A 21,154-nucleotide genomic window follows, 5' to 3' on the forward strand; every position below is an offset into this window, starting at 1 on the left:
TCACGAAGTACGGCTGCCCTACTAGGAGTGACTTCCTGGAAGTCGATCATCTGACCGGTCACCGCGGCGATTATCGCCACCTGCTCACGAGAAGTGAGTGCTTCTGGCCCGGTCAGGGTGTAGCCCTTGCCGACGTGCCCGACTTCGGTGAGCACGATGGCGGCGCAGCGGGCCACGTCCTCGGGGTCGATGACCGCCAGACGGCCCTCCCCGGTAGGGTCGACGACCTTGCCAGCGCGGATGCCGTCCAGCCACCACAGGGCATTGGACGCGAAGCCGTTGGGGCGCAGGTAGGTGACGCCCAGCCCGGACTCGCGCATCAGGTCCTCGCGCGCCGCAAGGGCTCCGCCGATGACGAAATTGTCGCTGATCGGCATCAGCCGTGCACCGACCGAGGACAGCAGGACAATCCTGGTGTTGCCGGCGTTGCGTACGGCATCGATCATGACCTTGGTCTGGTCGGTTCCGCTGCCCACCTGCATGAGGAAGACGGCGTCCACGCCCTTGACGGCGTTGGCCACGTCGTCGGGGTTGTCGAGATCGCCGACGGCGCGCTCGATCTCGGCCGGCAGGTCGGCTGCCCGGGCAGGGTCGCGCACCAGGACTCGGACCGGGTGACCCTGTTCGTGCAGCTGCCGTGCAAGCGGGTTGCCGACGTTGCCTGTCGCTCCGGTGATGAGATACATGTCCGCTCCTTCCGTGGTGGTGTGATCACCAGGGCAGTTCGCCGTCGCGATCGGCGAAGGTGCCGCTGGGGCCGTCAGGTGTGCCAGGAATCGACCTTGGCACCGGTTCCGGGCGGCATCCTGGCCCACTTCGGGCCACCCACGCATCGATTGAAGGCCGGGCAGAAGGCCGACAATGGAGTGATGCACGACGTGCCCAACTTCGCGGCGGTGCTCCGCTCCTGGCGCACCCGCCTGCAGCCGGCAGACGTGGGCCTGCCCTTCAGGTCAGGCACGCGCAGGACGGCAGGATTGCGCCGCGAGGAGGTCGCCTGGCTTGCTGGCATCTCACCGGACTACGTCAAACGCCTCGAACAGTGCCGCGCGCATCCCAGCGTCGCCATCGTGCGCGCGCTAGCACGCACGCTGCGCCTGTCCGACGCCGAGTACGAACTGGCCTGCCGCCTGGCGGGGCACGCGCCCCAACCGGGCGGACTGGTGCCCCGGCACATCGGCCCCAGCGTGCAGCGCGTGCTCGACCGTCTCGCCGACACCCCGATCGCAGTCTTCGACGCGGCCTGGAACCTCATCCAGCACAATGATGTGTGGGCCGCGCTGACCGGCGACGACTGGCACGACCGCGACCTCCGGTCGGCGAACATCGTGTGGCGAACCTTCCACGACGACACGGGACGCGTGCGGCATCCGGATCCGCAGGCGCACAAGGCGTCACTCGTGGCCGACCTGCGCGACGTGGCGACGCGTTACCCTGCCGACCGCGAACTGAAGGACATGATCGGCACGCTGCGGGCATCGAGCCCCGAATTCGCGCGACTGTGGGAAGGCTCCGCCGTCGCGCACCACAGGAGCGAACGAAAGACCGTCGACAATCCGCACGTCGGCGAAGTCGAACTCGACTGCGATGTGCTGTCGGCGCACGGCGCCGACCTGCGCATCGTCGTCTACGCAGCGGCGCCTGGCAGCGAAGCGGCAGACAAGCTGCGACTGTTGACCGTCCTCGGCACCGAGACCATGACCCGTCGCTACTGATTTGCTCCCACTGCAGGACGTCTGGCGTGGCACCCGACAGCATCGTGCTGATCGACGGATTCTGGACCAGCCTATGCAGATGGGAAGCCGACTCAAGATCAGATGACGTAGAACCGTACGACACGCCGGTGCAGGCCAGTATTTACGTCATCTGCTCTTGAACTTCGGTTAGGTGTGCGGCCACAGTGTCTCTACCGCTGGATCGGTTGGCGGGTTGGGACACGTCCGGTCGACGTGGGCGGCGGTCCGTTGATCCTCTGTTGAATGCGGAGGCGTTGTCCTGGTGGCTGTTCAGCGGAGGCGTGATCAATCGGTGGCGCGGAACGCTTCGGCAACTACGCCCCATCGAAATCTATCGCTTCCAAGCGTGGGTTTGAGAGCTTCGTCCTCGGTGAACTGGACGCCGAGGTGTGACAGGGTCCGGACGGATGCTCGGTAGGCGGGATGCTGGGTGAGGGCCGGCTTTGCGTACGGTGAGACGACTATCGGAAGCCCGGTGCCAAGGGCCTCGTTGAGTACACCCAGCGCCAAGTTGTCGCTGATTCCGCTGGCCCACTTGTTGATCGTGTTGAAGGACGCCGGTGCCACCACGACGGCGTCGGCGCGCGGCAGTGTTCCGGGCTCGTCAGGGGCGCGAAGTCGGGACGCGACCGGAAACCCGGTCTGGGATGCGAGCCTGTCCGTGTCGATCCAGGTCGCCGCAGTAGGCGTGACGATCAGGCACACCGACCATCCGTCGGCCTGCAACAGGGCGACGCACTCGTCGATGTTGTGAATCGGCGGAGCGGCGGAGGAAACCAGGTACAGCGTCGGTTTGCCGGTGCCAGTCATGATCAGTTGGCATCGATCCTGGCGCGCACTGCCAAGGCGCGCAGGCTGGGTGTGGCGGCGCGACGTTCCCGGGCCAGCATGGCGGTGACCAGCGTGCGGGTCTGATCGTGCACCTGGAAGATCTGAGGTGCGGTGCGCTCGGCCGCCAGAAGGTGAAGCAGAGCTGACGGGTCGCCGCCCGGCTGCGTGGTGAACGCCGCAGCCAGGTCCAGGTGGACCTGAGCCCGTCGAAGCGGAGTGACGATGAACGAGCAGCGCCGCCAGATTCTGGAGATGCTGGCCGAAGGCAAGATCACCGCTGAGGAGGCCGAGCGGCTGATCGACGCCCTCGACCGAGAGCAGCCTGATGCGACGCCGGGGGGCGCATCCGGCCCGAAGGCCCGGCCGAAGTATCTGCGGGTGATGGCGGACTTCGCCGACGGACCCAGCGGCGACGAGCCGGGCCGGGTCAACGTCCGGGTCCCGTTGCAGCTGCTGCGCGCCGGGGTCCGGCTCACCAGCCTGATCCCGCCACAGGCGCTGACCCACGTCAACGCGGAGCTGGCCAAGTCGGGTGTGCCGATCGACCTGACCCAGCTCAAGCCGCAGCACATCGAGGAGCTGGTCGAGCAGCTCGACGATCTCACAGTCGACGTCGACCAGCCCGACGTCAAGGTGAAGGTCTTCTGCGAGTGACATCGCGACAGCTGCGGATGCCCGCCCGGACCACGGGGTCGGGCGGGCATCCGGGGGTCACCGCACCGTCGCCAGCATGACCGCCTGGTCGTCGCGTTCGGCGCCCCGGGCGCGACGGACCAGCCGGCACACCTCGCGCAGCCCGGCCGCCCGGGTGCAGCACCCGGGCGGCCTCGGCGAAGACGCGGCCCTGACCGGCCGGTGGCGCGTGGATCGTCGAGTACCACAGCAGTACACCCGCGAACCGGGAGTCCGGGAACGGAAGGTCGGCCAGCGAGCCGACGGCGAACGGCAGCCCTCGGTGGTCGCGGCGGGCCATGGCGATCATGCCTGGTGACAGGTCGACCCCGACCACTCGACAGTCCCGGTCGGCGAGATACCGGCTCATCCGACCCGCACCGCAGCCCGCGTCGAGCACCAGCGGGTCGACGCTGGAGCGGACCGCCTCGGCGAAGGTGTCGATCATGGCGAGATCCAGCGGTGCCTCAACGCGGGTGTCCGGCATGCGGGCCGCGTAGTCGCCGGCCACGGTGTCGTAGGCGACCCGGACCCCCCGCAAGTCGGGCCGGGCAGGTGAGGCGGACACTGGCGCGGTCAGGCCGTGCCGGCGAGGTACGCGGCGCGACGCTGCGGCTCGAACTTCTCGATCGCGTACCGCAGCATCACCCTCGGCATGTCGCGTTGGTGCCGGGTCAGGAACGTCTCGGCCACCGTACGGTCGCGGTTGCCGACCTCGCGCAGCATCCAGCCGACGGCCTTGTGGATTAGGTCGTGCGGGTCGTGCAGCAGCCGCTCGGCCAGCCGCAACGTCCAGTCGAAGTCCCCGACCCGGATGAAGGCGAACGTCGCGATGATCGCGATCCGCCGGTCCCAGACCAGCTCGGAGGCGGCCAGCCGGTCCAGCACCGTCCGGTCGGTGCCCAACAGCCACGGCCCGACGATGTACGGGGCGCACGAGTCGACCAGGTCCCAGTTGTCGATCCGGTCGGTGTGGGCCAGCACGGTGTCGAAGATGGCGGCCCGCTGCCGCTGCCTGCCCTTGTCGAACATCCGCACCAGGATGAAGATCGCCGTCAGCCGCTCCTCGTGTACCTCGCTGGTCAGCAGCAGGGTCGTCTCGGCCAACGACAGGTCACGCCAGTATCGACCGGCCACCCGGCGCTGGTCCGGCACCGGTACGCCGATCGTCCGGTCGCCCTCGCCGTACCCGCCGGGTCGGATCTGCAGGAACCGGCGTGCCTGCTCCGCGCGACGCGGGTCGGCGAGGGCGGCGAGCGCCCGGCGGACATCGTCACAGGTGGCCATCGACCGCCGAATCTACGCCTGCCACCGATCGGCACGTCGAGTCGCCCGGCGGACGTGTCCCCCGTGCGAGCTACCGGTAAGTGTCCACTGCGGGGTGAAGTGGGCTGTCCGTCGCAGCCATAGCGTTTTCGTCGTAGCCGCGGCACCCAGGTCGCGGCCTGGTGAAGGGAATCCTCGTGCGTCTGGTGAAACAGTTGGTGGCCGTCGGGGCAGTCGCCTTCGTCGGTGGCGGCAGCGCCGCTGCATTACAGGACAACGCCTGGCTCACCTTGCTCATCGGTGTCGTGACCTGCGTCGCCGTCGTCCTTGTCTACCGGTGGGTGGTGCGGCGCACCGAACAGCGCGCCCCCGTCGAGGTGGCTGCTTCCGGGGCAGTCGTCAGAACTGCCGTGGGGGTGCTGATCGGGGCCGGGATGTTCGGCGCCGTCATTGCCAACATCGCCCTCCTCGGCGGCTACCACGTGCACGGCCTGGGCTCGGTGAGCGGCGCCGCCGACCTGCTCGGTCTCATGGCGGCCGCCTCGGTGACGGAGGAGCTACTCTTCCGTGGCGTGTTGTTCCGGATCGTCGAGGAACGACTCGGCACCTGGTTCACCTTGGTGCTGACCGGGGTGCTGTTCGGTCTGTTCCATCTGGGCAATCCGGACGCCGGGCTGTGGGGCGCGGTCGCCATCGTGATCTCGGCCGGCTTCATGCTCGCCGCCTGCTATGCGGCCACCCGGAATCTGTGGGTGCCGATCGGGTTGCACTTTGGCTGGAACTTCGTCGCAGCCGGCATTTTCGGCACGGTGGTCTCCGGCAACGGAGAGCCGCATGGGCTGCTGGAAGCGACGACGTCGGGTCCGGATCTGCTGACCGGTGGCGATTTCGGGCCCGAGGGCAGCCTCTACACGGTCGGCGCCGGGGTGGCGCTGACCGTGTTCTTTCTGTGGCTCGCGCGTCGCCGCGGTCACATCGTCCCGTGTCGGGCCAGGACGAACGCTACAGTCGCCCGGTGATCGATCTCCGGGGCCTGCCGGAGCTGTGGCGGCGGTCCGACGTCGTGGTCCGAGATCTGCCGCTCGCGCTGCTGCTCGTGGTCGCGTCGCTGGTGCCCGCGCTGCACAGTCGTGGAACACAGCTCGGTGACCTGCCCAGTCGCCCGTTCGACGGGCTGACCGGCGTGGTGCTGGCGCTGGAGTGTCTGCCGCTCGTGGTGCGACGGCGCCTGCCGGCCCTCTGCCTCGGTCTGGTGGCGCTCGGCTTCGCGATCGATCAGCTGCGCTTCTACCACACGGTTGCCGGTATGGCCCTGCCGATCGCACTGCTGAGCGCGGGGCTGCACCTGGGCCGCCACCGACGCACAACTGTCGCGGTGGCCACGGTGGGGTACGTGGTGCTGGCCGTCGCGTTGCACCGGCACGGCTCGACCGAGGGAGTGATCGGGTTCGGGACCTTCTACCTGGCGTTGGCCTTCGCCTGGGGCGTCGGGTCGTGGCTGCGGATGTCGCGGGCCGCCGAGGCGGATCACCGGCGGCATGTCGCGGAGCGTACCCGGGCTGCGGAGCGTACCCGGATCGCCAGGGAGTTGCACGACGTGGTGACGCATCACGTGACCGCGATGGTGGTGCAGGCTGAGGCGGCACGATATCTGACCGCTGCCCCGGAGCGTCTCGACGAGAGCCTGACCGCGATCACCGACACCGGCCGGCGAGCCGTCGGGGACCTGCGGCACCTGCTTGACCTGCTCAATCCGGATCACGGAACCGGGGCGCGCACGTCGGCGGACGGCGACACCGGTCCGAACAGTTCCGTTGGCCCGCTCTACTCGCTCGCCTCGCTCGTTGAACAAACCCGGCAAGGCGGGCAGCCGGTGGAGTTCACGCAGCAGGGCAGGCCACCCGAGGTGGCCGGAAGCGCCGAGGCCGCAGCGTACCGGGTCGTCCAGGAGTCGTTGACGAACGCCTTGAAACACGACCACGGCGGCCGAACCGTGGTCCAGGTGCGCTACGACGTGCGGGAGGTCACTGTGGAAGTTCACACCGACGGCACAGGGTCGAACGCCGCGTCACCGGGTGGCAGCGGGCGTGGCCTCGCCGGTCTCCGTGAGCGGGTGGGTGCGCTCGGCGGAAAGTTCAGCGCCGGACGGCGGCCCGGCGGCGGGTTCGTGGTCCGCGCCCGGATCCCCGCAGGGGATCCGTCATGACGGTGCCGCTGCGGGTCCTGGTCTGCGACGACCAGGCGTTGGTCCGTACCGGGTTCGCCACGATCATCGGCGCGCAGCCCGACCTGCAGGTGGTGGGGGAGTGCGGCGACGGGCAGACGGCGGTTGACCTGGCTGGCCGGCTGCGCCCGGACGTGGTGGTGATGGACGTGCGGATGCCGGTCCTGAACGGCATCGCCGCCACCCGCATGCTGGCGGGCGCGGGGGTGGCGGCGCCGGTCAAAGTGCTCGTGGTGACCACGTTCAACCTCGACGAGTACGTGTACGAGGCGCTGCGCGCCGGGGCGAGCGGATTTCTGCTCAAGGACGCGCCCCCGGCCCAGCTGCTCCAGGGCATCCGCACGGTCGCCTCCGGCGCGGCGCTGCTCGCTCCGGAGGTGACCCGCGGTCTGGTGGGCCGGTACGCGGAACGGGTCCGCCCGGTCGCTGACCCGTCGGGTGAGGTCCCGCTGGCCCCGCGCGAACTGGAGGTGCTGCGGCTGATGGCCGACGGCCTGTCGAACAGCGAGATCGCCGCGGCCATGGTGATCAGCCAGGAGACCGTCAAGACGTACGTCTCGCGCATTCTTACCAAGCTGGATTTGCGTGACCGCGTCCAAGCAGTGATCTACGCCTATCGTCGTGGCCTGGTGGCCTGACGCAGGTCGGCACGGAGTCTCCTAGCCGGCTGCTAGCCGGCTGGCGGCCGGTCAGTTGCTGTCGAGGAGTTCGGCGAGTCGGGCCGCGTCGGCCGGCCGGCCGGGGGCGGTGAACATGCCGTCCGGGTCGAGGTAGGCGTGGTGGGCCGGCGTACCAGGGCCGAACCGGCGGTTGTCGGCGAGGGCGCCCGCGTCGTGGACGTCGTAGCCGATTGTGTCGATGAGGGCGGCGACGGTGGCCTTCGCGTTGTGGTCGTCACCGGCGATGGCGATGGCGCTGCGGTCGGCGGCGCCGGCGGGCCGGCCGAGCGTGGCCAGGTGTTTGAAGAAGATGTTGCTGAACGCCTTGACGACGAACGACTCGGGCAGGTGGGCCTGGAGCAGTTCGCCGGTGGTGGTCCGGCCGGCGTCGAGTTCGGGGAAGTGGCCGTCGCGTTCCGGGTAGTAGTTCATGGTGTCGATGACGACCGTGCCGCGCAGCGGCGCGATGGGGGACATCGAGGTAGGCCTTGAATGGGGTCGTCACCACGACGACGTCCCCGGCGCGGGCGGCCTCGCCGGGCGTGGCGGCGCGCGCCTGCGGTCCGAGCTGGGTGACCAGGTCCCGCAGGGTGTCCGGTCCCCCCGATCCGGGCGAGCCGGTCCGGCCACGACTCGGTGAAGCCGTGCCGGGCCTGGGCGCGGTCACCGACGATGGTGAAACTGCGCGACGGGCAGCGGCGCAGCAGCATCTGCCACTGCGCGTCGGTCAACTCCTGCGCCTCGTCGACCACGATGTGCGCGAACGGGCCGGCCAACGCGTCCGGGTCGGCGTCCGGCCCGGCCGTCTCGTCGATCAGCGTTTCCTGCAGATCCTGGTGGCGCAGCATCGCCAGGACGCCTTCGCCGTCGTCGTAGCTGTGCGCGTCGAGTAGGTCGTCGATCACCCGGGCCCGGTGGACCCGTTCGACGGCCACCGCCGCCCGGTGCCGCCGCTCGCGGTCGGACGCCTGCGCGTCACCGAGACGCAGCCGGGCCGCGTCCAGCAGCGGCAGGTCTTCGACTGTCCAGGCCCGAGGGTCGGCGCGTTGCAGCGTACGGATCTCGGCCGGGTCGAGCCACGGCGCGCACCGGCGCAGGTAGGCCGGGACCGACCACAGGTCGGCGACGATGTCGGCCGGGTCGAGCAGCGGCCAGGCCCGGTTGACCGCCGTACGCAGCGACCGGTTCTGGTCCAGTGCGGCGCGGACCTGGTCTTCCGGCTCGTCGCCGTCGTAGCGACCGACCAGAATGGTCAGCAGTTCGTCCATGATCTGCTCGCGGGCCTCGTTGTGCGGCACACCCGGCCCGGGTGCGGCGAACGCGTCGGCCCAGTCGCCGGGAGTGATGGTCAGCTCGGTCCAACCGGTGGCCACCGTCGTCGCGGTCTGCGGCGGCTCCTCGTAGAACCGGACGGCCGCCTCGACCGCCGCCTCCCACCGCGCCGACGACTTCAGCCGGGCCACCTCAGGGTCGGGTTCGGCCGCTGCGCCTGCACCCTCGGCGACCAGGCCGGCCAGGGTGCAGGTCTGCACGTCGTCCTCGCCGAGGTTGGGCAGGACGTCGGCGACGTACGCCAGATAGGGCTGGTGCGGTCCGACGAACAGCACCCCGCCGCGACGCTGGCCGAGTCGGGGGTCGTGGTAGCGCAGGTATGCGGTGCGGTGCAGGGCGACGACGGTCTTGCCCGGTCCCCGGTTCTAGCACATAGTTGGTGCATGGGCATTGATACTCCTCCAACGGTTGTGGATCTGTACCTTCGCTTGTCTGACCTGCGGGTCGAGGACTTGAACAGCGATGGTGAGAGCAAGGGGCTCGTGGAACACGAGCGGTTGTTGCGGGACCGTGCGGGTCAGCTCGGGTGGACGGTCGGTGAGGTCATTGTCGAGAACGACATGGCTAACGGCAAGCCTAAACCGGCGTCGGCGTTCAAACGGCGCAAGATCCGGCTGCCGGACGGGTCGACGGTGTTGCGGGTGATCCGGCCGGGGTTCACCCGGTTGTTGGACCGGGTGCGGCACCGCCGGTCGCAGGCGGTGTTGGCGGTGGACCTGGACCGGGCGGTGCGTGATCCTCGGGATCTGGAGGACATGATCGATGCTGTTCAGGAGACGGGTGCGAACGCGCAGTCGTTGTCGGGGTCGTTGCGGTTCACCGACGGTGGCACGGACTCGGAGATCACGCTGGCGAGGGTGATGGTGACGATGGCGAACAAGGCCAGCCGGGACACGGGGCGGCGGGTCCGTGGGGAGCGGTTGCGGCAGGCGATGCACGGTCAGTGGGGTGGGGGTCGGCGTCCGTTCGGGTTCTGCGGCGGTCCGCCGCCGGTCGGCGCTGGTGACCCTGGCCGGTACGTGTGTCCGTGGCACGGTGGCCGGGACTGCCAGAGCGGTGTCACGCGCATCGAGGTGGAGGCGGCGGTGATCGAGGACTGTTCGCAGCGGCTGCTGCAGGGGGCGTCCCTGCGGTCGTTGGCGGCGGAGTTGCGGGCGGGGTCGGTGTCGACGGTGAGTGGTGCGGCGTGGTCGGCTGAGGGGCTGCGGGACATTCTGCTGCGTCCGCGTAACGCCGGGTTCATGGTGTACGGCGGACAGATCCTGGAGGGGGTGGTCGCGCCGTGGAAGCCGATCGTCGATCCGGCGGTGTTCTTCGCCGTGCGGGATCTGTTGACCGATCCGTCCCGGCGGTCCGGGCCGGGGGCGGCGGCGCGGTGGGTGGGGTCGGGGATCTACCGGTGCGGGGTGTGTACCCCGCTGGGTGTGGAAGCGGGGCGTGCGGTGACTGTTCATGTCACCGTCGCGGGGCGTGCGCCTCGGTACACATGCAAGGCGCGCAACCATCTGGCCCGTAATCAGGCGCATGTGGACGCGGCGGTGTTCGCGCATGTGGTGTACGCGTTGACGCATCCGCGTGCGTTCGAGTTGCTGGCCGAGCCGGCCCCGCAGGTCGATGTGGAGGGGTTGCGGGCGCAGCGGGCCGCGATCCAGCAGCGTATGAAGCGGATTCTGGCGGATGAGTTGCGGGGGTTGGAGACCCGCGAGTACGCGCGGGAGGCCCGCCGTGAGGCCGCCGCGATGGTCGCGGAGATCGACGCCCAGTTGCACGCGGGTGTGGGTAGTGATCCGTTGTCGCCGTTGGTGAACGCCCCGGACCCGGTGACGGCGTGGCGGGACGCCCCTCTCGCTGACAAGCGGGTGGTGATCGACCGGCTGATGACGGTCACGATTCTGCCGTCCGGGCGGAAGGGACGCGGGTTCGACCCGACCACGGTGCGCATTGAGCCGAAACATGACCTCGGCACCTTGGCCGCCGTGTAGCCGCTGTGCCCTCTCTGGGCGCGCGCCCGCTATTGAGGTGGGGTGTGGGCTGCGCGTCGTGCGTGGACGCGTCGGCGGGTGGGGTTGGCGTAGGTGGCGACACCTGCGACGAGGATCGTGATGGCGGCGGCCCAGGACCTGGGGTCGGTGTCGTGGCGGGCTGGCCAGTCCAGCGGGGGCAGATCGATGCCGGCACCGGCGGTGACCAGGCCGGTGGTGAGCAGGGTGGTGGGGATGGTCCAGCCCATGGTGGTGTGGAAGAACGTTGTTCCGATCAGGGTGTATCCGAGTAGTCCGAGGTAGTTGCGGATGGCACCGGGTGCGGTGATGGTGCCGGTGACTGGTTGGGCGGCCCAGGCGACGAGCCCGACGCCGACGGCGGCTGCGGCGGTGAGGTAGAACAGGTCGTATCGGTCGACGCGGCGAACGGCGAGGTGTTCCTGCAGTGGCAGGGTGGACCAGATGGCGATGGTCGTGAGGTAGGCGGTGATCGCGGGAAGGACTGCGGCCCATGGCAGTGGGATCGGTGTGGTGGTGCCGATGATCAGGTGCTGGCCGGCGAGTTCCCGGGAGACGGCCGCGACGATGACGAGGGTGAGCAACAGGGGCACCGCTCGTCGCGATTTGGTCAGGAGCCGGTGACCGGTCATGTGAACGCGCCGGGGGTCACGGAACACTGACGGACGGCGTCGGCGTGGACGGTCAGCCACTGCTGTTGAGCGGTGAGTGGCAGGCGAAGGAAGCGGTTTTTGGCGTGCTGCTGCGCGGTGCCTCGTGGGATGAACAGGCTCTCGTTGCCCGCTGCCCATGCGACGAGTAGTTGGGCCATCGCGTGACCGCTGGTCTCGCGTCCCACGGCGCAGGAGTCAGCGCCGAGAGCTGCGATGGCGATGTCGATGCCTGCGCGGTCGTAATGGTCGGGGCTGGGGGCGTCGAGGGCGAAGGCGATCGCGCCGGGTGTGGGCTGACCGCCGACGCCTCGGGGGCGGTGCTCGACCCGGGTGATGGCGAACGGTGTGGATTCCAGTCGCTGGCCGATGGCCTGTGCTCGTTGTCTGATCGCCGAGATGCTGCTGGTAAAGGCGGGGTGGACGCAGACCTCGGGTGAGGAGCCAACGCAGGACCAGGTGATGTGGCGGTTCAGGGTGGTGAATCGGCCGTTCTCGCCGATCACGGTTGCGGTGCCGGCGACGACAAGTGCTGCCGACAGGGCAGCCGCTGGGATCACCGACCGCGCCGGGGAGCGGACCTTGATGGCGACCAGGGTGAGGGCCAGCAGACCGAGGCCAGTGAACCACAGGATCTGGCCTCGCATCGTCGGGGTGTGTGGCGTGTTGAACGGCAGGACGATCTCGACGGTGATCGGGAACAGCGCGTACGTGGTCCCGCTTTGCCCGAGGTTCAAGATGGTCGACAGGTAGGTGACCAGAGCCGCCACGAACGGGGTGAACCGGCCCGGCAGTAGGACACCAACGGCGTAGGCGACCGCGATCACGGCGGTGAACCCCATGCCGGCGGACGCCAGCCACCACCAGAATGGTCCACCCCACGTCGCTGAAGTTGCTGTGGGTAGCAGCGTTGCCGCCGTGACCAGGCCGTAGGCGGTGACGGCGCACGCCACCAGCACGCCGGCCTCGACCAGCGGAGCCTGCGCCGGATCCCGGCCTGCGAGAAGCCAGGCGTAGCGCGTGCCGCGACGCTGCGAACGCCCTCCCGCCCAGGCGGCGATGCCCGCACCCAGCGGAGCCATCAGTACCGGGGCGCTTGCCGCCGCGCCCGTGGCATACGACCAGACGGTGTCCGTGCTCAGCTGGGCGCGGGCCATGAACACGCCGACGGCCACCAGGACCGGAAGGGTCCACAAACCTGGTCCTCGGCGTAACTCGATACGGATCAGAGTCACACAGACACCACCCGCGAGCGATGCAGCGTGGCGAGGTAGCCGCGCTCCAGATCGCTGTCCCCGTCCCCTTCCGAACTGGCGAGGCTCTCCAGCCCTCCGACTGTTCCCGTGAACGCCACCGCACCACCGTGAAGAACCACGACGGTGTCCGCGACATGCCGGGCATCCTCCACCACGTGCGTACTGACCAGCACTGCCGCATCGCCGGCTAGCGTACGTAGAACGCGGCGCAATTCGATCCGTTGCTGTGGATCGAGACCAGCTGCCGGCTCGTCGAGGATGAGCAGCGCCGGCTCATGGACGATGGCGTGCGCGATACCCGCCCGGCGCAGCATGCCGCCCGACAGAATTCCCATACGGGAGCTGGCCTGATCGGTCAGGCCCATCAGCCCGACTGCCCGATCCACCTTCATGTCGAGATCCCGTCCCGAGACGCCCTTGAGCCATGCGGCGTAGGCAACGAATTCCCGGACGGTGTAGCCGGGATAGTGGGATACGACCTGCGGCAGGAACCCGACACGCGCCGCGACGGCCCGGAGACCGCCGCGACGCAGAACATCGCGACCGAGGACGTGGAGAGTTCCCGAATCTGGGCGTTTGAGGCCCACGATGGTGCTCAGCAGTGTCGTCTTGCCCGCGCCGTTTGGCCCGAGGAGGACCGTCACCCCGGCCGGAACGGTGACGTCAAGATCGTGAAAAACTTTACGTTTCCCGTATCGCTGCGTCAGTCCGCGCCCCACGACTGGGTCGTCCATCATGATCCCCGATCGGTTGGGTTCAGCAGGTGTTAACCAACAGGTTACCGGTGTCCACGTAGGTCGGGTGAGAGGTGAAGAACGAACGGCCGTAGTAGTTGGCGCTCCGTCCGCCGTCACAGCTACTCGTGCTGGCGATATAGAGGGTACCGGTATAGTAGTCGTCGTAGCTGGACACCACAGGGTCGGGCAACAGTGTCACGTTCCTCTTGATCTCGACGCGGAAGGTGCGAGTCGCCGACGAGGAGCACGAAGCGTTGTTCCACGCCGTCATATAGCCACCGCTCTGACTAAAGGCAGTGTTGCCCTGGGAGCAGCCCGGCGGGTCCGCCCATGCCGGACTAGCGACAATACCGTCAACTTAACGTGTCTGGCCTGGTCAGGACCCACAACCTGATCTTGGTGCGGGGTGGTAGGGGTTTCTTGTAGTCGTCTGTCTGGCGGGGGTAGCGGCGTCCGGGTTGGCGTTGTTGGCGGGCGAAGCTGCGGATGCGGGGCGTGGCCGGTAGGAGGTTGCGTTCGTCGGTGATCTCGTAGATGACGTCGGCGACCAGATCGGCCAGGTCGTCAGGGGGAAAAGGCCGCGTCGTCACTGACGTGACGCGCGGCTGCCTGCACGGTGCGGGTGAACGATATGCGGTCGGGGTCCAGGTCGGCGTGTTCGGCACCGGCGACGATCAGCGCGCGGATGGCCTGGTAGACGCAGAGCAATGCGTAGACCTCCTGGTAGACCAGGTCCGGGCGCCCGGACCGCGGGACGACCTCGGCGCCGCCGCGCAGCCGGGTCTCCACGTCACCGATCGCGGTCTCCAGGGTCCACCGCTCGTGGTAGAGCTCGGGGAAATCCCGCAGGGGGTAGGCGTCCGGGTCGAGCAGGGTGGTCACCAGGCAGAACAGTTCGCTGACCTCACGGTTGCCGTGCTCGTCCGGCTCGGATTCCACCGTGTACCCGATCACCCGGACGCTGATGCCGGGGATCTGCTCAGGGGGTACCTTCGTCTTGCGGCGGCGCAGCCGTCGTGCCTGTTGCGGGTCGGCGATCCTCGACACATACGAGCCGTCGGCCAGGACCTGCAGCACCGGCAGGTCCACCCCCGCCTTGACTCGCAGTACCGCGTGCGCGTTGGTGGCCACGATCGCGGTCAGGTCCTCGTACGACAGGAAGTTACGGTCGGCCACGACCACGTCCCCGGTTCCCAACCGTGGCCACAACGTGCGGGCCAGGTTCTGCTCCCCGGTGGCCAGCACGCCCACGGCGGCGCCTTGCAGGCAGCGGGTACCGACCTCGGCCAGCGCCACCACCCGGACCTGCGGATACCCCACCGGTCCGGCCGAGTTCGAGGGCATCCCGAAACGCGCCACGTTCTCCGGCGTCCGAGCCACATTCATGGTGAACCCGTCGGCGGCCAGCTTCCGCAACCCATGGAAGTACGCCCACGGCGCCGCGGCCGCGTCGGTCACCATCGGCCGCATCGAGGTCGCCAACACCCCCTGCATCGCCTCCGGCCCCAACCGCACCCTGGCCTTGGCCAGCGCCGCCGCCGACGGCTGCATCCCCACCTGCCGCCGCATCCGGTACCGCCGGGCCCACGACAGCCCACCCAGCAGCTTGTTCCACACCTCCACGTACGCGCTGTCGAGAAACAACACGCACGCCATCACGTAGTACGCCATCAACCGAGCCGGCAGCAGCCGATGCCGCTGCTCCCGCGCATCCCACTCCTCGATCGCCAGATCCACCGACTCCGGCGGGAACGCCGCCGTCAACACCCCGACCCCCACCAGATCCGGCAACCGAACCCGCGACCCCGCCTTGACCTGACCAGCCCTCGCCACGAGCAGAGATCATAGACCGCCCCACACTAAGTTAACGGCATTGGGACTAGCGACCGCCAGGACCGACAACCCCAGAGCTCCCGCCAAAACGGCTCCGACCAATCGCCTCATACGATTCTCCAAATCCTCGTTCCAGGATGACCAACGAACGCATCGACAGCGGCTAGCCGAATTCACTACACCACTCCCCAACGCCCAGGGTCAATGCGCCACCCCGTCACAGACAGTCATTCGGAGAACTCTCAACTCATCCAAATTCCGAATTTACTTACAGAAATCAGCAAGAAATTTCCGAATCGGACAAATTTCTTCGGCCGGACGCTCGACACCTGAAGAAATGATCTTCAGAGTAGTGACGGATTCCTGAATGGTTCCACCAGGGCGCAGGCTCCCACGCCGCACCCCGGCCGCCACGGCTGTCGCATTTTTACCTATTTTCGATGCGCAACGCGCACTGGGCAGCCCTCGACGGCGGCTCGGCTGCCGGGCGGGGCACTCCCGAAGGGATGCCCCGCCACACGCGCGTTGGTCTCTATCCGTTGCTGCGTCTCGTCTGCCGTCGACGTCGGCCGAGTAGCGCCGCCACGGTGGCGCGCTGCGCGTCTGCGAGCGGCGGCCACTGGTCGACGTTGGCGGTCACGTGGGCCATCAGTGCCTGGTCGCGGAGGATGGCGCGGAGTGCCGCGAGTTCGGGGTCGTCGGTGTCGCGGGGCGCGGCCATCGCGGCGAGGCGTGCCCGCATGATCGCTTTCACCTCGGACGGGTCGCTGTCCTGCTCGTGGTCGTGGTTGGGTGGGGTTGGCGGGTCCGGTCGGCTGATGCGGGCTGTTGTTCGGGTGCGGGGGTGGAGGGGTGGCCAGCGGTAACGCCCCCCTGGCGTTGGGCTGGCCGGTCGGGTGGTCGGCGGGGGTGGGGTCGCCGTCTTGGCCGGGAGAGGCCAGGTCCGGCGACCGGTCGCCTGGTGGGCGACGGCGTGGGTCAGGTGTCGTCTGGCTTGTGGCCATCGTCCTCCACGGTCGGTTCCGCTGGTTTCCGGTTCACTGCGGTCATCGCTTTTCGCCTTTCCTTCAGTTGAGAATGACGCGAGGGCGTTACCACCCGCGCTACCCGTAGCCCTCGGTGACAGCCGTTTCCGGCACGAGGCGACACGGGAAAACAAAGCCCGACACAGGCCGGGACAATAGGGTGTGACGAAATGCACAGATCAGTTGCGAGGCATTCGGGTCGAGGCGTTACCAGGTGCTCGTAGGCGTTACCGCCCCGGCTGGCGTTACGGGGCTACCGGTAGCGCCCGGACCGCCGGGGCGATGGGTGTTACCGGCACGCCGGCACCGGTCCCGCCTCCGTCGGAGCGGTCGGCGGCGCCCCTGCGACACGCTCGTGGTGCGTAAGTAGTCCCAAGTCTCGTGGGGTTGGGCGACGCGGTTTGTGGGCATGCTGATGGTCGGCGTGGCCGGGTGTGGCGTCGCCGTCGCGGTGGTCGGTGTGGGTGTCAGCCGGTCGGGGGTGGCTGGGCCCAGGTGTGCAGGTCGGCGGGGGACGCGGTCCAGGGCAGGAATCGTTGGAGGTCGGGGCCGGTCAGGGGTCTGCCGCCGTTGCGACCGCAGGCGTCGAGGTAGGCGGTGAGGTAGGTCAGGACGTTGAGGCCGGCCTGTTCGGCGGTGGCGGTGACGGTCCAGACGGTCGCGGCGAGGCGCGCGGCGTCGTCGGTGCGGGAGCCGTAGGCGTTCTTGCGGGTGATGACGGGCCGTCGCAGTGCCCGCTCGGACGTGTTGTTGTCCAGGCTGATCATCGGGTAGTCGCGGTGCGCGGTCAGGCCGTCCCACTCGCGGTCCAGGGTGGCCAGGGCCTTCTTCGCGGGTTGTTGCAGGCCGGGGCTGGCCATCTGGGCCTGCCGGGCGGTGTCGATCGCCTGCAGGGCGGTGTCCCAGGCGGTGTACGCGTCGTCCAGCCGGGTCGCCGCCGTCCCTGCGGCGGCCGTGGATGCGTTCCACGCGTCGGTCAGCTCGTCGTGGGCGTGGTACAGGGCCTTGATCCGGTCCAGCCAGTCTCGGGTCCAATACGCCAGTTGGGTCGGGTTCGCGTCCCCGGGAGCCTGTCCGAATTTCTGTGTAACGCCCTATCCTGTCCAACTATCGGGCATCGATGGGGATACGGTTCGGGAAGAACAGGTCCAACGCGTTGAGGGCCTGTTTCCAGCCGTGCACGCCGGCGCCTTCGACCAGCCGTGGCGGCGCGGTGCGGGAGTTCGCGGGTCTACCGGCCTCGGCGGCGCGTTGCCGGGCGCGTTTGTCCTCGATGTCGGCGATCGCGAGCCAGATCAGCTTGATCACGGCGTCGTCGGTGGGGAAATGCCCACGGTTCTTGATGATCTTCCGGATCTGGTAGTTGAAACTCTCGATCGCGTTGGTGGTGTAGATGATCCGGCGGACCTCGGGCGGGAACGCCAGGAACGGAGTGAACCGATCCCACGCCCGTTCCCAGACCGCGACCGCGGCCGGGTACCGCCTACCGAGCGGGCTGTCGGCGAAACCGAGCATCGCGGTCTCGGCCGCCTCCACCGTCGGAGCGGTGTAGATGTCCTTCAACGCGGCGGCCATCACCCTACGGTCCTTGTAGGACACGAACTTCGTCGCCGCCCGGATCAGATGCACCACACACGTCTGCACGGTGGTGTGCGGCCACACCGCCTCGATCGCCTCGGGCAGACCGGTCAACCCGTCACAGCAGGCGATCAGCACATCACGCACCCCACGGTTACGCAGCTCGGTGCAGACCTGCATCCAGAACTTCGCCCCCTCGGTCTGCTGCACCCAGATACCGAGGACGTGCTTGACCCCGTCGGTGTTGACCCCCACGACGAGGTAACAGGCCTTGTTACGGACCTGGGCGCCGTCGCGGACCTTCACCATCAACGCGTCGACGTAGACGATCGGGTACACCTCGTCCAACGGCCGGTGCTGCCACGCCTTCACCTCCTCCAGAACTTCGTCGGTGATGGTGGAGACCGTGTCGGGTGACACCTCGGTGCCGTAGACCCGCTGCAGGTGGTGACAGATGTCGCGGACCGTCATCCCACCCGCGTACAGGCTGATGATCACGTCCGACAGGCCACCGAGCCGGCGGGCGTTCTTCGGCACCAGCATCGGGGTGAACGTGCCCGCCCGGTCCCGGGGCACCTTCACATCGACCGGGCCGATCTCGGTCTGCACCGTCTTCGCGGTCGACCCGTTACGCGAGTTACCCGAGCCGTTACCCGACGCGTCACGACGGGCGTAGCCCAGATGCTCGGTCAACTCGGCCCGCAGCCCCCGTTCCAGAACGGCGCGTACCAGCTCGGACAGGAACCCGCCCGGCCCGGTCAGCCGCAGCCCGTCACCCTTGACCTGGGCCAGCAACGCGTCCAGGGCCTGCTTGTCGATCAGATCCGCCACCGCCCGGCGGGCCGATTCACGCGCCGCCGCCTCGTCCGGCACCGCCGCCGCCAGAGGCAGCCGCGGCCCGTCAGCGGCGATCCGCCGCGTCAACGCCGCGACCTCCGCGTCGGCATCGACGCCGGAGTCGTACTGCTCCACCGTTGAAAGTGTCATCGAAACTGGTCCTCACTGTGTCGACCGGCTACCCACCGGTCATAACGGACTTCTACTGACATCCGTTACACAGATCTCCCTACAGGCCCGTCCCCCGGCGCGCACGAAGTACCGGCGGACATGGGCCCAGCAGTACAGGTTGGTCAGGCCGTCGGTCCTACGCCCGGCCGAGGCGTAGACGGTGTAGAAGTCGCTGGAGACGACCAGCCGCCGTGGCCCACCATCAGCGTGCGGGGTCAGCTGTCCGGTGGCGGTGTCGATCCCGGCGTGGCGGGCCAAAACAGCGCCGGCGCGGGTCGGGTCCATCACGAAACAGGTGGTGTCCGCGCCGATGAACACCCACAGCCACCAGCGGGCCGGCCCGTCACCACCATCGGGGGTGAACACGTGCCACGACGTCTCGTCGGCGTGCGGATGCCACGAATCACGGGACCGGGCGACAATCCGCTCCTCCAACGGCGCCAGCAACGTCCCGGCGGCCGCGCAGGTCCCGACCAACGTCGAGGAGCTGACCTCGGCGCCCTGGCGTGCCAGCCCGGCGATCAGGGAGTTCTGGGAGCGCCCGGCCACGAACCGTTCGACCAGCAGCATCGCGATGAACCCGTTACTGAACCGGCCCTTGCCGACCGCTTTCGGCGGGCCCGGCGCGGTCACCGTCCTCGCCCCGGCACACCGGCACCGCCGCCGGTACCGGCGCCGACGGTGCACCACCACCCGCACCGTCACCCGCCAATCGACCTGCTCGAAGGCGTGATCGTCGAACGCCTCGAACCGCGACGAACAGTCCGGGCAGCAGTACCCGCCCCCGGCGAAGTCCCACACCACCTCCACCCGCGGCAGATGCGAGTAATCCCTGCGACCGGCCCGCCCTCCCGGCCCCCGCCGCGGTGCCCTCTCCCGCTCACGCTCGCCAGGCTCACCGCCATACCCCGCCTGGCCGTCACCGTCGCCCGCCGTCGGCTGCGGCCGAACCCGCTCCGACGAACGCCCGAACACCAACCGCTGCAACACCGCCAACTCCGCCGACACCCGCTCCAACTCGGCCTCACGCCGCACATCACGTTCCCGCAACCGCTCGTTCTCCACCCGCAGCGCCGCGTTCTCCTCCCGCAACTGCCCGGCCAACCGCTCCCACCGCTCGTTGGCCTCCACCACCCGAGCCAGCGCAGACCTCAACCCCGCGTCAGCATCCGCCTCCACCGAAGCACCAACCGAGACCGTCACGGCCGCAAATCAACACCACCACGGCTGCCGGAGCACGCACCAACTGTCCGACTACACAAAGTCACCCACGGGAACTGGGACTACTTACGACGACCCGGGTCTTGCCGCAAGACCACCTATGCGCTATATGTTGATAGTGGCGGCAGTAAGGGAGCAAATTTAGTCCCCCTGGCCACCAAGCCCAACGGGTGCCGCTGACCCGTCGTCCGCTTCGATGGTGACGGCGCAAGGTTCCTACCGCTGGTAGCATTGGCCGTATGGCTGTCGAACCGCTCCCACCGGGCGCGGGCGACCCTGCGGATCGCCTGCGTCTGATGCTCCCGGAAGTCCTGGAGGCGATTCGTGACCCTGGGGCAGCGTCGCCCGACCTGCTGGCTGAGTTGGAAGCAGCCGTCGTGGGCGAGGCGTCCGGCGCTGGCCGCAGGCTCCGGCTGGTCGGCCGCGCACGCAAAGTGAGTGTGTCGATGCCAGAAGACTTGACTATCGCCGTGCAGCAGCGGGTGGGCCGGGGGGAGTTCAGCCAGTACGTGACTGAAGCGGTCGCTCGACAGCTTGAGTCGGATCTCATCGGGGAGCTTTCGGATCTCCTCCGCTCGGAGCACGGACCTGTGCCACCTGACGCGTTGGACGAGGCGAGGGCGTCATGGCCAGACGGGCGGTAGGAACAGGCGGCACGCTGGTACTCGACAGCGAAGGCCTGGTAAAGCTCGCACAGGGCGACAACAAGTCGAGGGCCTTCCTGGAGGCGGCCCGGGAACGCGGCGCCAGGGTCGTGGCGAGTGCTGTCACGCTGACGGAGGTCCTTCGAGGTGGGCCGCGTGATGCCCGCCTCCACAGGGTGCTGTCGAGGATCGTGGTGCAGCCGGTGAGCCCGCAGATCGGCAGGCGGGCAGGTGAACTTCTCGGAGCGACCGGGCTGTCGGGGCACCGTTGTGCCATCGACGCGGTGGTTGCCGTTACCGCTTTGGAGATGCCGCGTCCCGTCGTGCTGCTGACCAGCGACCCGGACGACATGAACCGCCTCGTCGAGGAGCTGGACCGGCCGAAGGAGCAGCGGGTCGTGGTGGTGCACGTCTGACGGCTCACGTCGCGCCGCAGATAGATCACCTGGGCTCCGCGCGCCGAGGCGTCACACCGGTGGCGA

General features: G+C 68.6%; 21 protein-coding genes and 2 pseudogenes. 7 read left to right on the forward strand and 16 right to left on the reverse strand.

Annotation, left to right across the window (positions count from 1 at the left end; translation table 11 throughout):
* Positions 1 to 23: 23 nt before the first annotated feature.
* Positions 24 to 686: pseudogene (locus tag O7553_RS07105) on the reverse strand (NAD(P)H-binding protein); the annotation flags it as partial.
* Between the two features lie 183 nt (positions 687 to 869).
* Here O7553_RS07105 and O7553_RS07110 point away from each other — a divergent pair.
* Positions 870 to 1,715 (forward strand): helix-turn-helix domain-containing protein, encoded by an 846-nt coding sequence (locus tag O7553_RS07110; protein WP_281555511.1) that lies wholly within the window; start codon positions 870 to 872, stop codon positions 1,713 to 1,715.
* 306 nt (positions 1,716 to 2,021) lie between these two features.
* Here the strand turns inward: O7553_RS07110 and O7553_RS07115 are convergent, their stop codons facing one another.
* Positions 2,022 to 2,546 carry a flavoprotein gene (locus O7553_RS07115; protein ID WP_281554039.1) on the reverse strand — a complete coding sequence of 175 codons (525 nt, stop codon included), beginning with the start codon at positions 2,544 to 2,546 and terminating at the stop codon, positions 2,022 to 2,024.
* Positions 2,547 to 2,789: 243 nt separating this feature from the next.
* Between O7553_RS07115 and O7553_RS07120 the strand changes: the two genes are divergently transcribed.
* Positions 2,790 to 3,221, forward strand: coding sequence for a hypothetical protein (locus O7553_RS07120; protein ID WP_281554040.1), 432 nt, complete (start codon positions 2,790 to 2,792; stop codon positions 3,219 to 3,221).
* Here the strand turns inward: O7553_RS07120 and O7553_RS07125 are convergent.
* Together O7553_RS07125 and O7553_RS07130 are read right to left on the reverse strand one after the other, a co-directional pair.
* Positions 3,196 to 3,807 (reverse strand): class I SAM-dependent methyltransferase, encoded by a 612-nt coding sequence (locus O7553_RS07125; RefSeq protein WP_281554041.1) that lies wholly within the window; start codon positions 3,805 to 3,807, stop codon positions 3,196 to 3,198. The genes O7553_RS07120 and O7553_RS07125 overlap by 26 nt on opposite strands.
* A gap of 8 nt (positions 3,808 to 3,815) precedes the next feature.
* On the reverse strand, positions 3,816 to 4,526 hold the full coding sequence (locus O7553_RS07130) for a DNA alkylation repair protein (RefSeq protein ID WP_281554042.1): 711 nt from the start codon (positions 4,524 to 4,526) through the stop codon (positions 3,816 to 3,818).
* A 176-nt stretch (positions 4,527 to 4,702) separates the two neighbouring features.
* On the opposite strand from O7553_RS07130, the gene O7553_RS07135 reads away from it, so the two are divergent.
* Genes O7553_RS07135 through O7553_RS07145 form a run of 3 tightly spaced genes read left to right on the forward strand, consistent with a single transcriptional unit; the run spans position 4,703 to position 7,367 of the window.
* Positions 4,703 to 5,524, forward strand: a complete 822-nt coding sequence (locus O7553_RS07135; RefSeq protein WP_281555512.1) for a CPBP family intramembrane glutamic endopeptidase — start codon at positions 4,703 to 4,705, stop codon at positions 5,522 to 5,524.
* Positions 5,521 to 6,711 carry a histidine kinase gene (locus tag O7553_RS07140; protein ID WP_281554043.1) on the forward strand — a complete coding sequence of 397 codons (1,191 nt, stop codon included), beginning with the start codon at positions 5,521 to 5,523 and terminating at the stop codon, positions 6,709 to 6,711. Before O7553_RS07135 ends, O7553_RS07140 begins: the two co-directional genes overlap by 4 nt.
* Complete coding sequence (locus O7553_RS07145) at positions 6,708 to 7,367, forward strand: response regulator transcription factor (protein WP_281554044.1); 660 nt, start codon at positions 6,708 to 6,710, stop codon at positions 7,365 to 7,367. The genes O7553_RS07140 and O7553_RS07145 overlap by 4 nt, the downstream gene beginning before the upstream one ends.
* 51 nt (positions 7,368 to 7,418) lie before the next feature.
* Here O7553_RS07145 and O7553_RS07150 read toward each other — a convergent pair whose 3' ends face one another.
* Entirely contained in the window at positions 7,419 to 7,865 is a 447-nt protein-coding gene (locus O7553_RS07150; RefSeq protein WP_348650091.1) for a hypothetical protein, read from the reverse strand.
* 43 nt (positions 7,866 to 7,908) lie between these two features.
* Positions 7,909 to 8,055 (reverse strand): annotated as a pseudogene (locus O7553_RS30135) (hypothetical protein); the annotation flags it as partial.
* 1,117 nt (positions 8,056 to 9,172) lie between these two features.
* Between O7553_RS30135 and O7553_RS07160 the strand changes: the two are divergent.
* Entirely contained in the window at positions 9,173 to 10,702 is a 1,530-nt protein-coding gene (locus tag O7553_RS07160) for a recombinase family protein (protein ID WP_281554046.1), read from the forward strand.
* Between the two features lie 29 nt (positions 10,703 to 10,731).
* On the opposite strand, the gene O7553_RS07165 is transcribed toward O7553_RS07160, so the two are convergent.
* The 10 genes from O7553_RS07165 to O7553_RS07210 all read right to left on the reverse strand — a co-directional run bounded on the left by O7553_RS07165 (position 10,732) and on the right by O7553_RS07210 (position 19,941).
* Positions 10,732 to 11,304 carry a hypothetical protein gene (locus O7553_RS07165; RefSeq protein WP_281554047.1) on the reverse strand — a complete coding sequence of 191 codons (573 nt, stop codon included), beginning with the start codon at positions 11,302 to 11,304 and terminating at the stop codon, positions 10,732 to 10,734.
* 44 nt (positions 11,305 to 11,348) lie between these two features.
* A complete protein-coding gene (locus O7553_RS07170; RefSeq protein WP_281554048.1) occupies positions 11,349 to 12,566 on the reverse strand; it encodes a hypothetical protein in 1,218 nt (405 codons plus the stop codon).
* Between the two features lie 35 nt (positions 12,567 to 12,601).
* Positions 12,602 to 13,363, reverse strand: a complete 762-nt coding sequence (locus tag O7553_RS07175) for an ATP-binding cassette domain-containing protein (RefSeq protein WP_281554049.1) — start codon at positions 13,361 to 13,363, stop codon at positions 12,602 to 12,604.
* Positions 13,364 to 13,382: 19 nt separating this feature from the next.
* Positions 13,383 to 13,634, reverse strand: coding sequence for a hypothetical protein (locus O7553_RS07180; RefSeq protein ID WP_281554050.1), 252 nt, complete (start codon positions 13,632 to 13,634; stop codon positions 13,383 to 13,385).
* Between the two features lie 82 nt (positions 13,635 to 13,716).
* Positions 13,717 to 13,953 carry a hypothetical protein gene (locus O7553_RS07185; protein WP_281550650.1) on the reverse strand — a complete coding sequence of 79 codons (237 nt, stop codon included), beginning with the start codon at positions 13,951 to 13,953 and terminating at the stop codon, positions 13,717 to 13,719.
* Complete coding sequence (locus O7553_RS07190) at positions 13,928 to 15,196, reverse strand: IS4 family transposase (protein WP_281554051.1); 1,269 nt, start codon at positions 15,194 to 15,196, stop codon at positions 13,928 to 13,930. The genes O7553_RS07185 and O7553_RS07190 overlap by 26 nt, the downstream gene beginning before the upstream one ends.
* A 532-nt stretch (positions 15,197 to 15,728) precedes the next feature.
* Complete coding sequence (locus O7553_RS07195) at positions 15,729 to 15,938, reverse strand: hypothetical protein (RefSeq protein ID WP_281554052.1); 210 nt, start codon at positions 15,936 to 15,938, stop codon at positions 15,729 to 15,731.
* Positions 15,939 to 16,688: 750 nt separating this feature from the next.
* Positions 16,689 to 17,264 (reverse strand): transposase, encoded by a 576-nt coding sequence (locus O7553_RS07200; protein WP_281555513.1) that lies wholly within the window; start codon positions 17,262 to 17,264, stop codon positions 16,689 to 16,691.
* 64 nt (positions 17,265 to 17,328) lie between these two features.
* A complete protein-coding gene (locus O7553_RS07205) occupies positions 17,329 to 18,786 on the reverse strand; it encodes an IS256 family transposase (RefSeq protein WP_281550874.1) in 1,458 nt (485 codons plus the stop codon).
* Positions 18,787 to 18,825: 39 nt separating this feature from the next.
* The gene (locus O7553_RS07210) at positions 18,826 to 19,941 is read right to left on the reverse strand and encodes a transposase (RefSeq protein WP_281554053.1); all 1,116 of its coding nucleotides are present in this window, start codon (positions 19,939 to 19,941) and stop codon (positions 18,826 to 18,828) included.
* Positions 19,942 to 20,653: 712 nt separating this feature from the next.
* Between O7553_RS07210 and O7553_RS07215 the strand changes: the two genes are divergently transcribed.
* Entirely contained in the window at positions 20,654 to 21,088 is a 435-nt protein-coding gene (locus O7553_RS07215; RefSeq protein WP_281554054.1) for a PIN domain-containing protein, read from the forward strand.
* The last annotated feature ends 66 nt before the right edge of the window (positions 21,089 to 21,154 follow it).

The sequence above is a fragment of the Solwaraspora sp. WMMA2059 genome (assembly GCF_027497315.1).
Lineage (GTDB): Bacteria > Actinomycetota > Actinomycetes > Mycobacteriales > Micromonosporaceae > Micromonospora_E.

Excerpts from the sequence above, each read along its gene's own strand:
- O7553_RS07180 (WP_281554050.1), bottom strand. The coding sequence starts at position 13,634 with ATGACGGCGTGGAACAACGCTTCGTGCTCCTCGTCGGCGACTCGCACC.
- O7553_RS07205 (WP_281550874.1), bottom strand. The coding sequence starts at position 18,786 with ATGACACTTTCAACGGTGGAGCAGTACGACTCCGGCGTCGATGCCGAC.
- O7553_RS07175 (WP_281554049.1), bottom strand. The coding sequence starts at position 13,363 with ATGATGGACGACCCAGTCGTGGGGCGCGGACTGACGCAGCGATACGGG.
- O7553_RS07150 (WP_348650091.1), bottom strand. The coding sequence starts at position 7,865 with ATGTCCCCCATCGCGCCGCTGCGCGGCACGGTCGTCATCGACACCATG.
- O7553_RS07120 (WP_281554040.1), top strand. The coding sequence starts at position 2,790 with ATGAACGAGCAGCGCCGCCAGATTCTGGAGATGCTGGCCGAAGGCAAG.
- O7553_RS07195 (WP_281554052.1), bottom strand. The coding sequence starts at position 15,938 with ATGCGGGCACGCCTCGCCGCGATGGCCGCGCCCCGCGACACCGACGAC.
- O7553_RS07215 (WP_281554054.1), top strand. The coding sequence starts at position 20,654 with ATGGCCAGACGGGCGGTAGGAACAGGCGGCACGCTGGTACTCGACAGC.
- O7553_RS07115 (WP_281554039.1), bottom strand. The coding sequence starts at position 2,546 with ATGACTGGCACCGGCAAACCGACGCTGTACCTGGTTTCCTCCGCCGCT.
- O7553_RS07110 (WP_281555511.1), top strand. The coding sequence starts at position 870 with ATGCACGACGTGCCCAACTTCGCGGCGGTGCTCCGCTCCTGGCGCACC.
- O7553_RS07145 (WP_281554044.1), top strand. The coding sequence starts at position 6,708 with ATGACGGTGCCGCTGCGGGTCCTGGTCTGCGACGACCAGGCGTTGGTC.
- O7553_RS07130 (WP_281554042.1), bottom strand. The coding sequence starts at position 4,526 with ATGGCCACCTGTGACGATGTCCGCCGGGCGCTCGCCGCCCTCGCCGAC.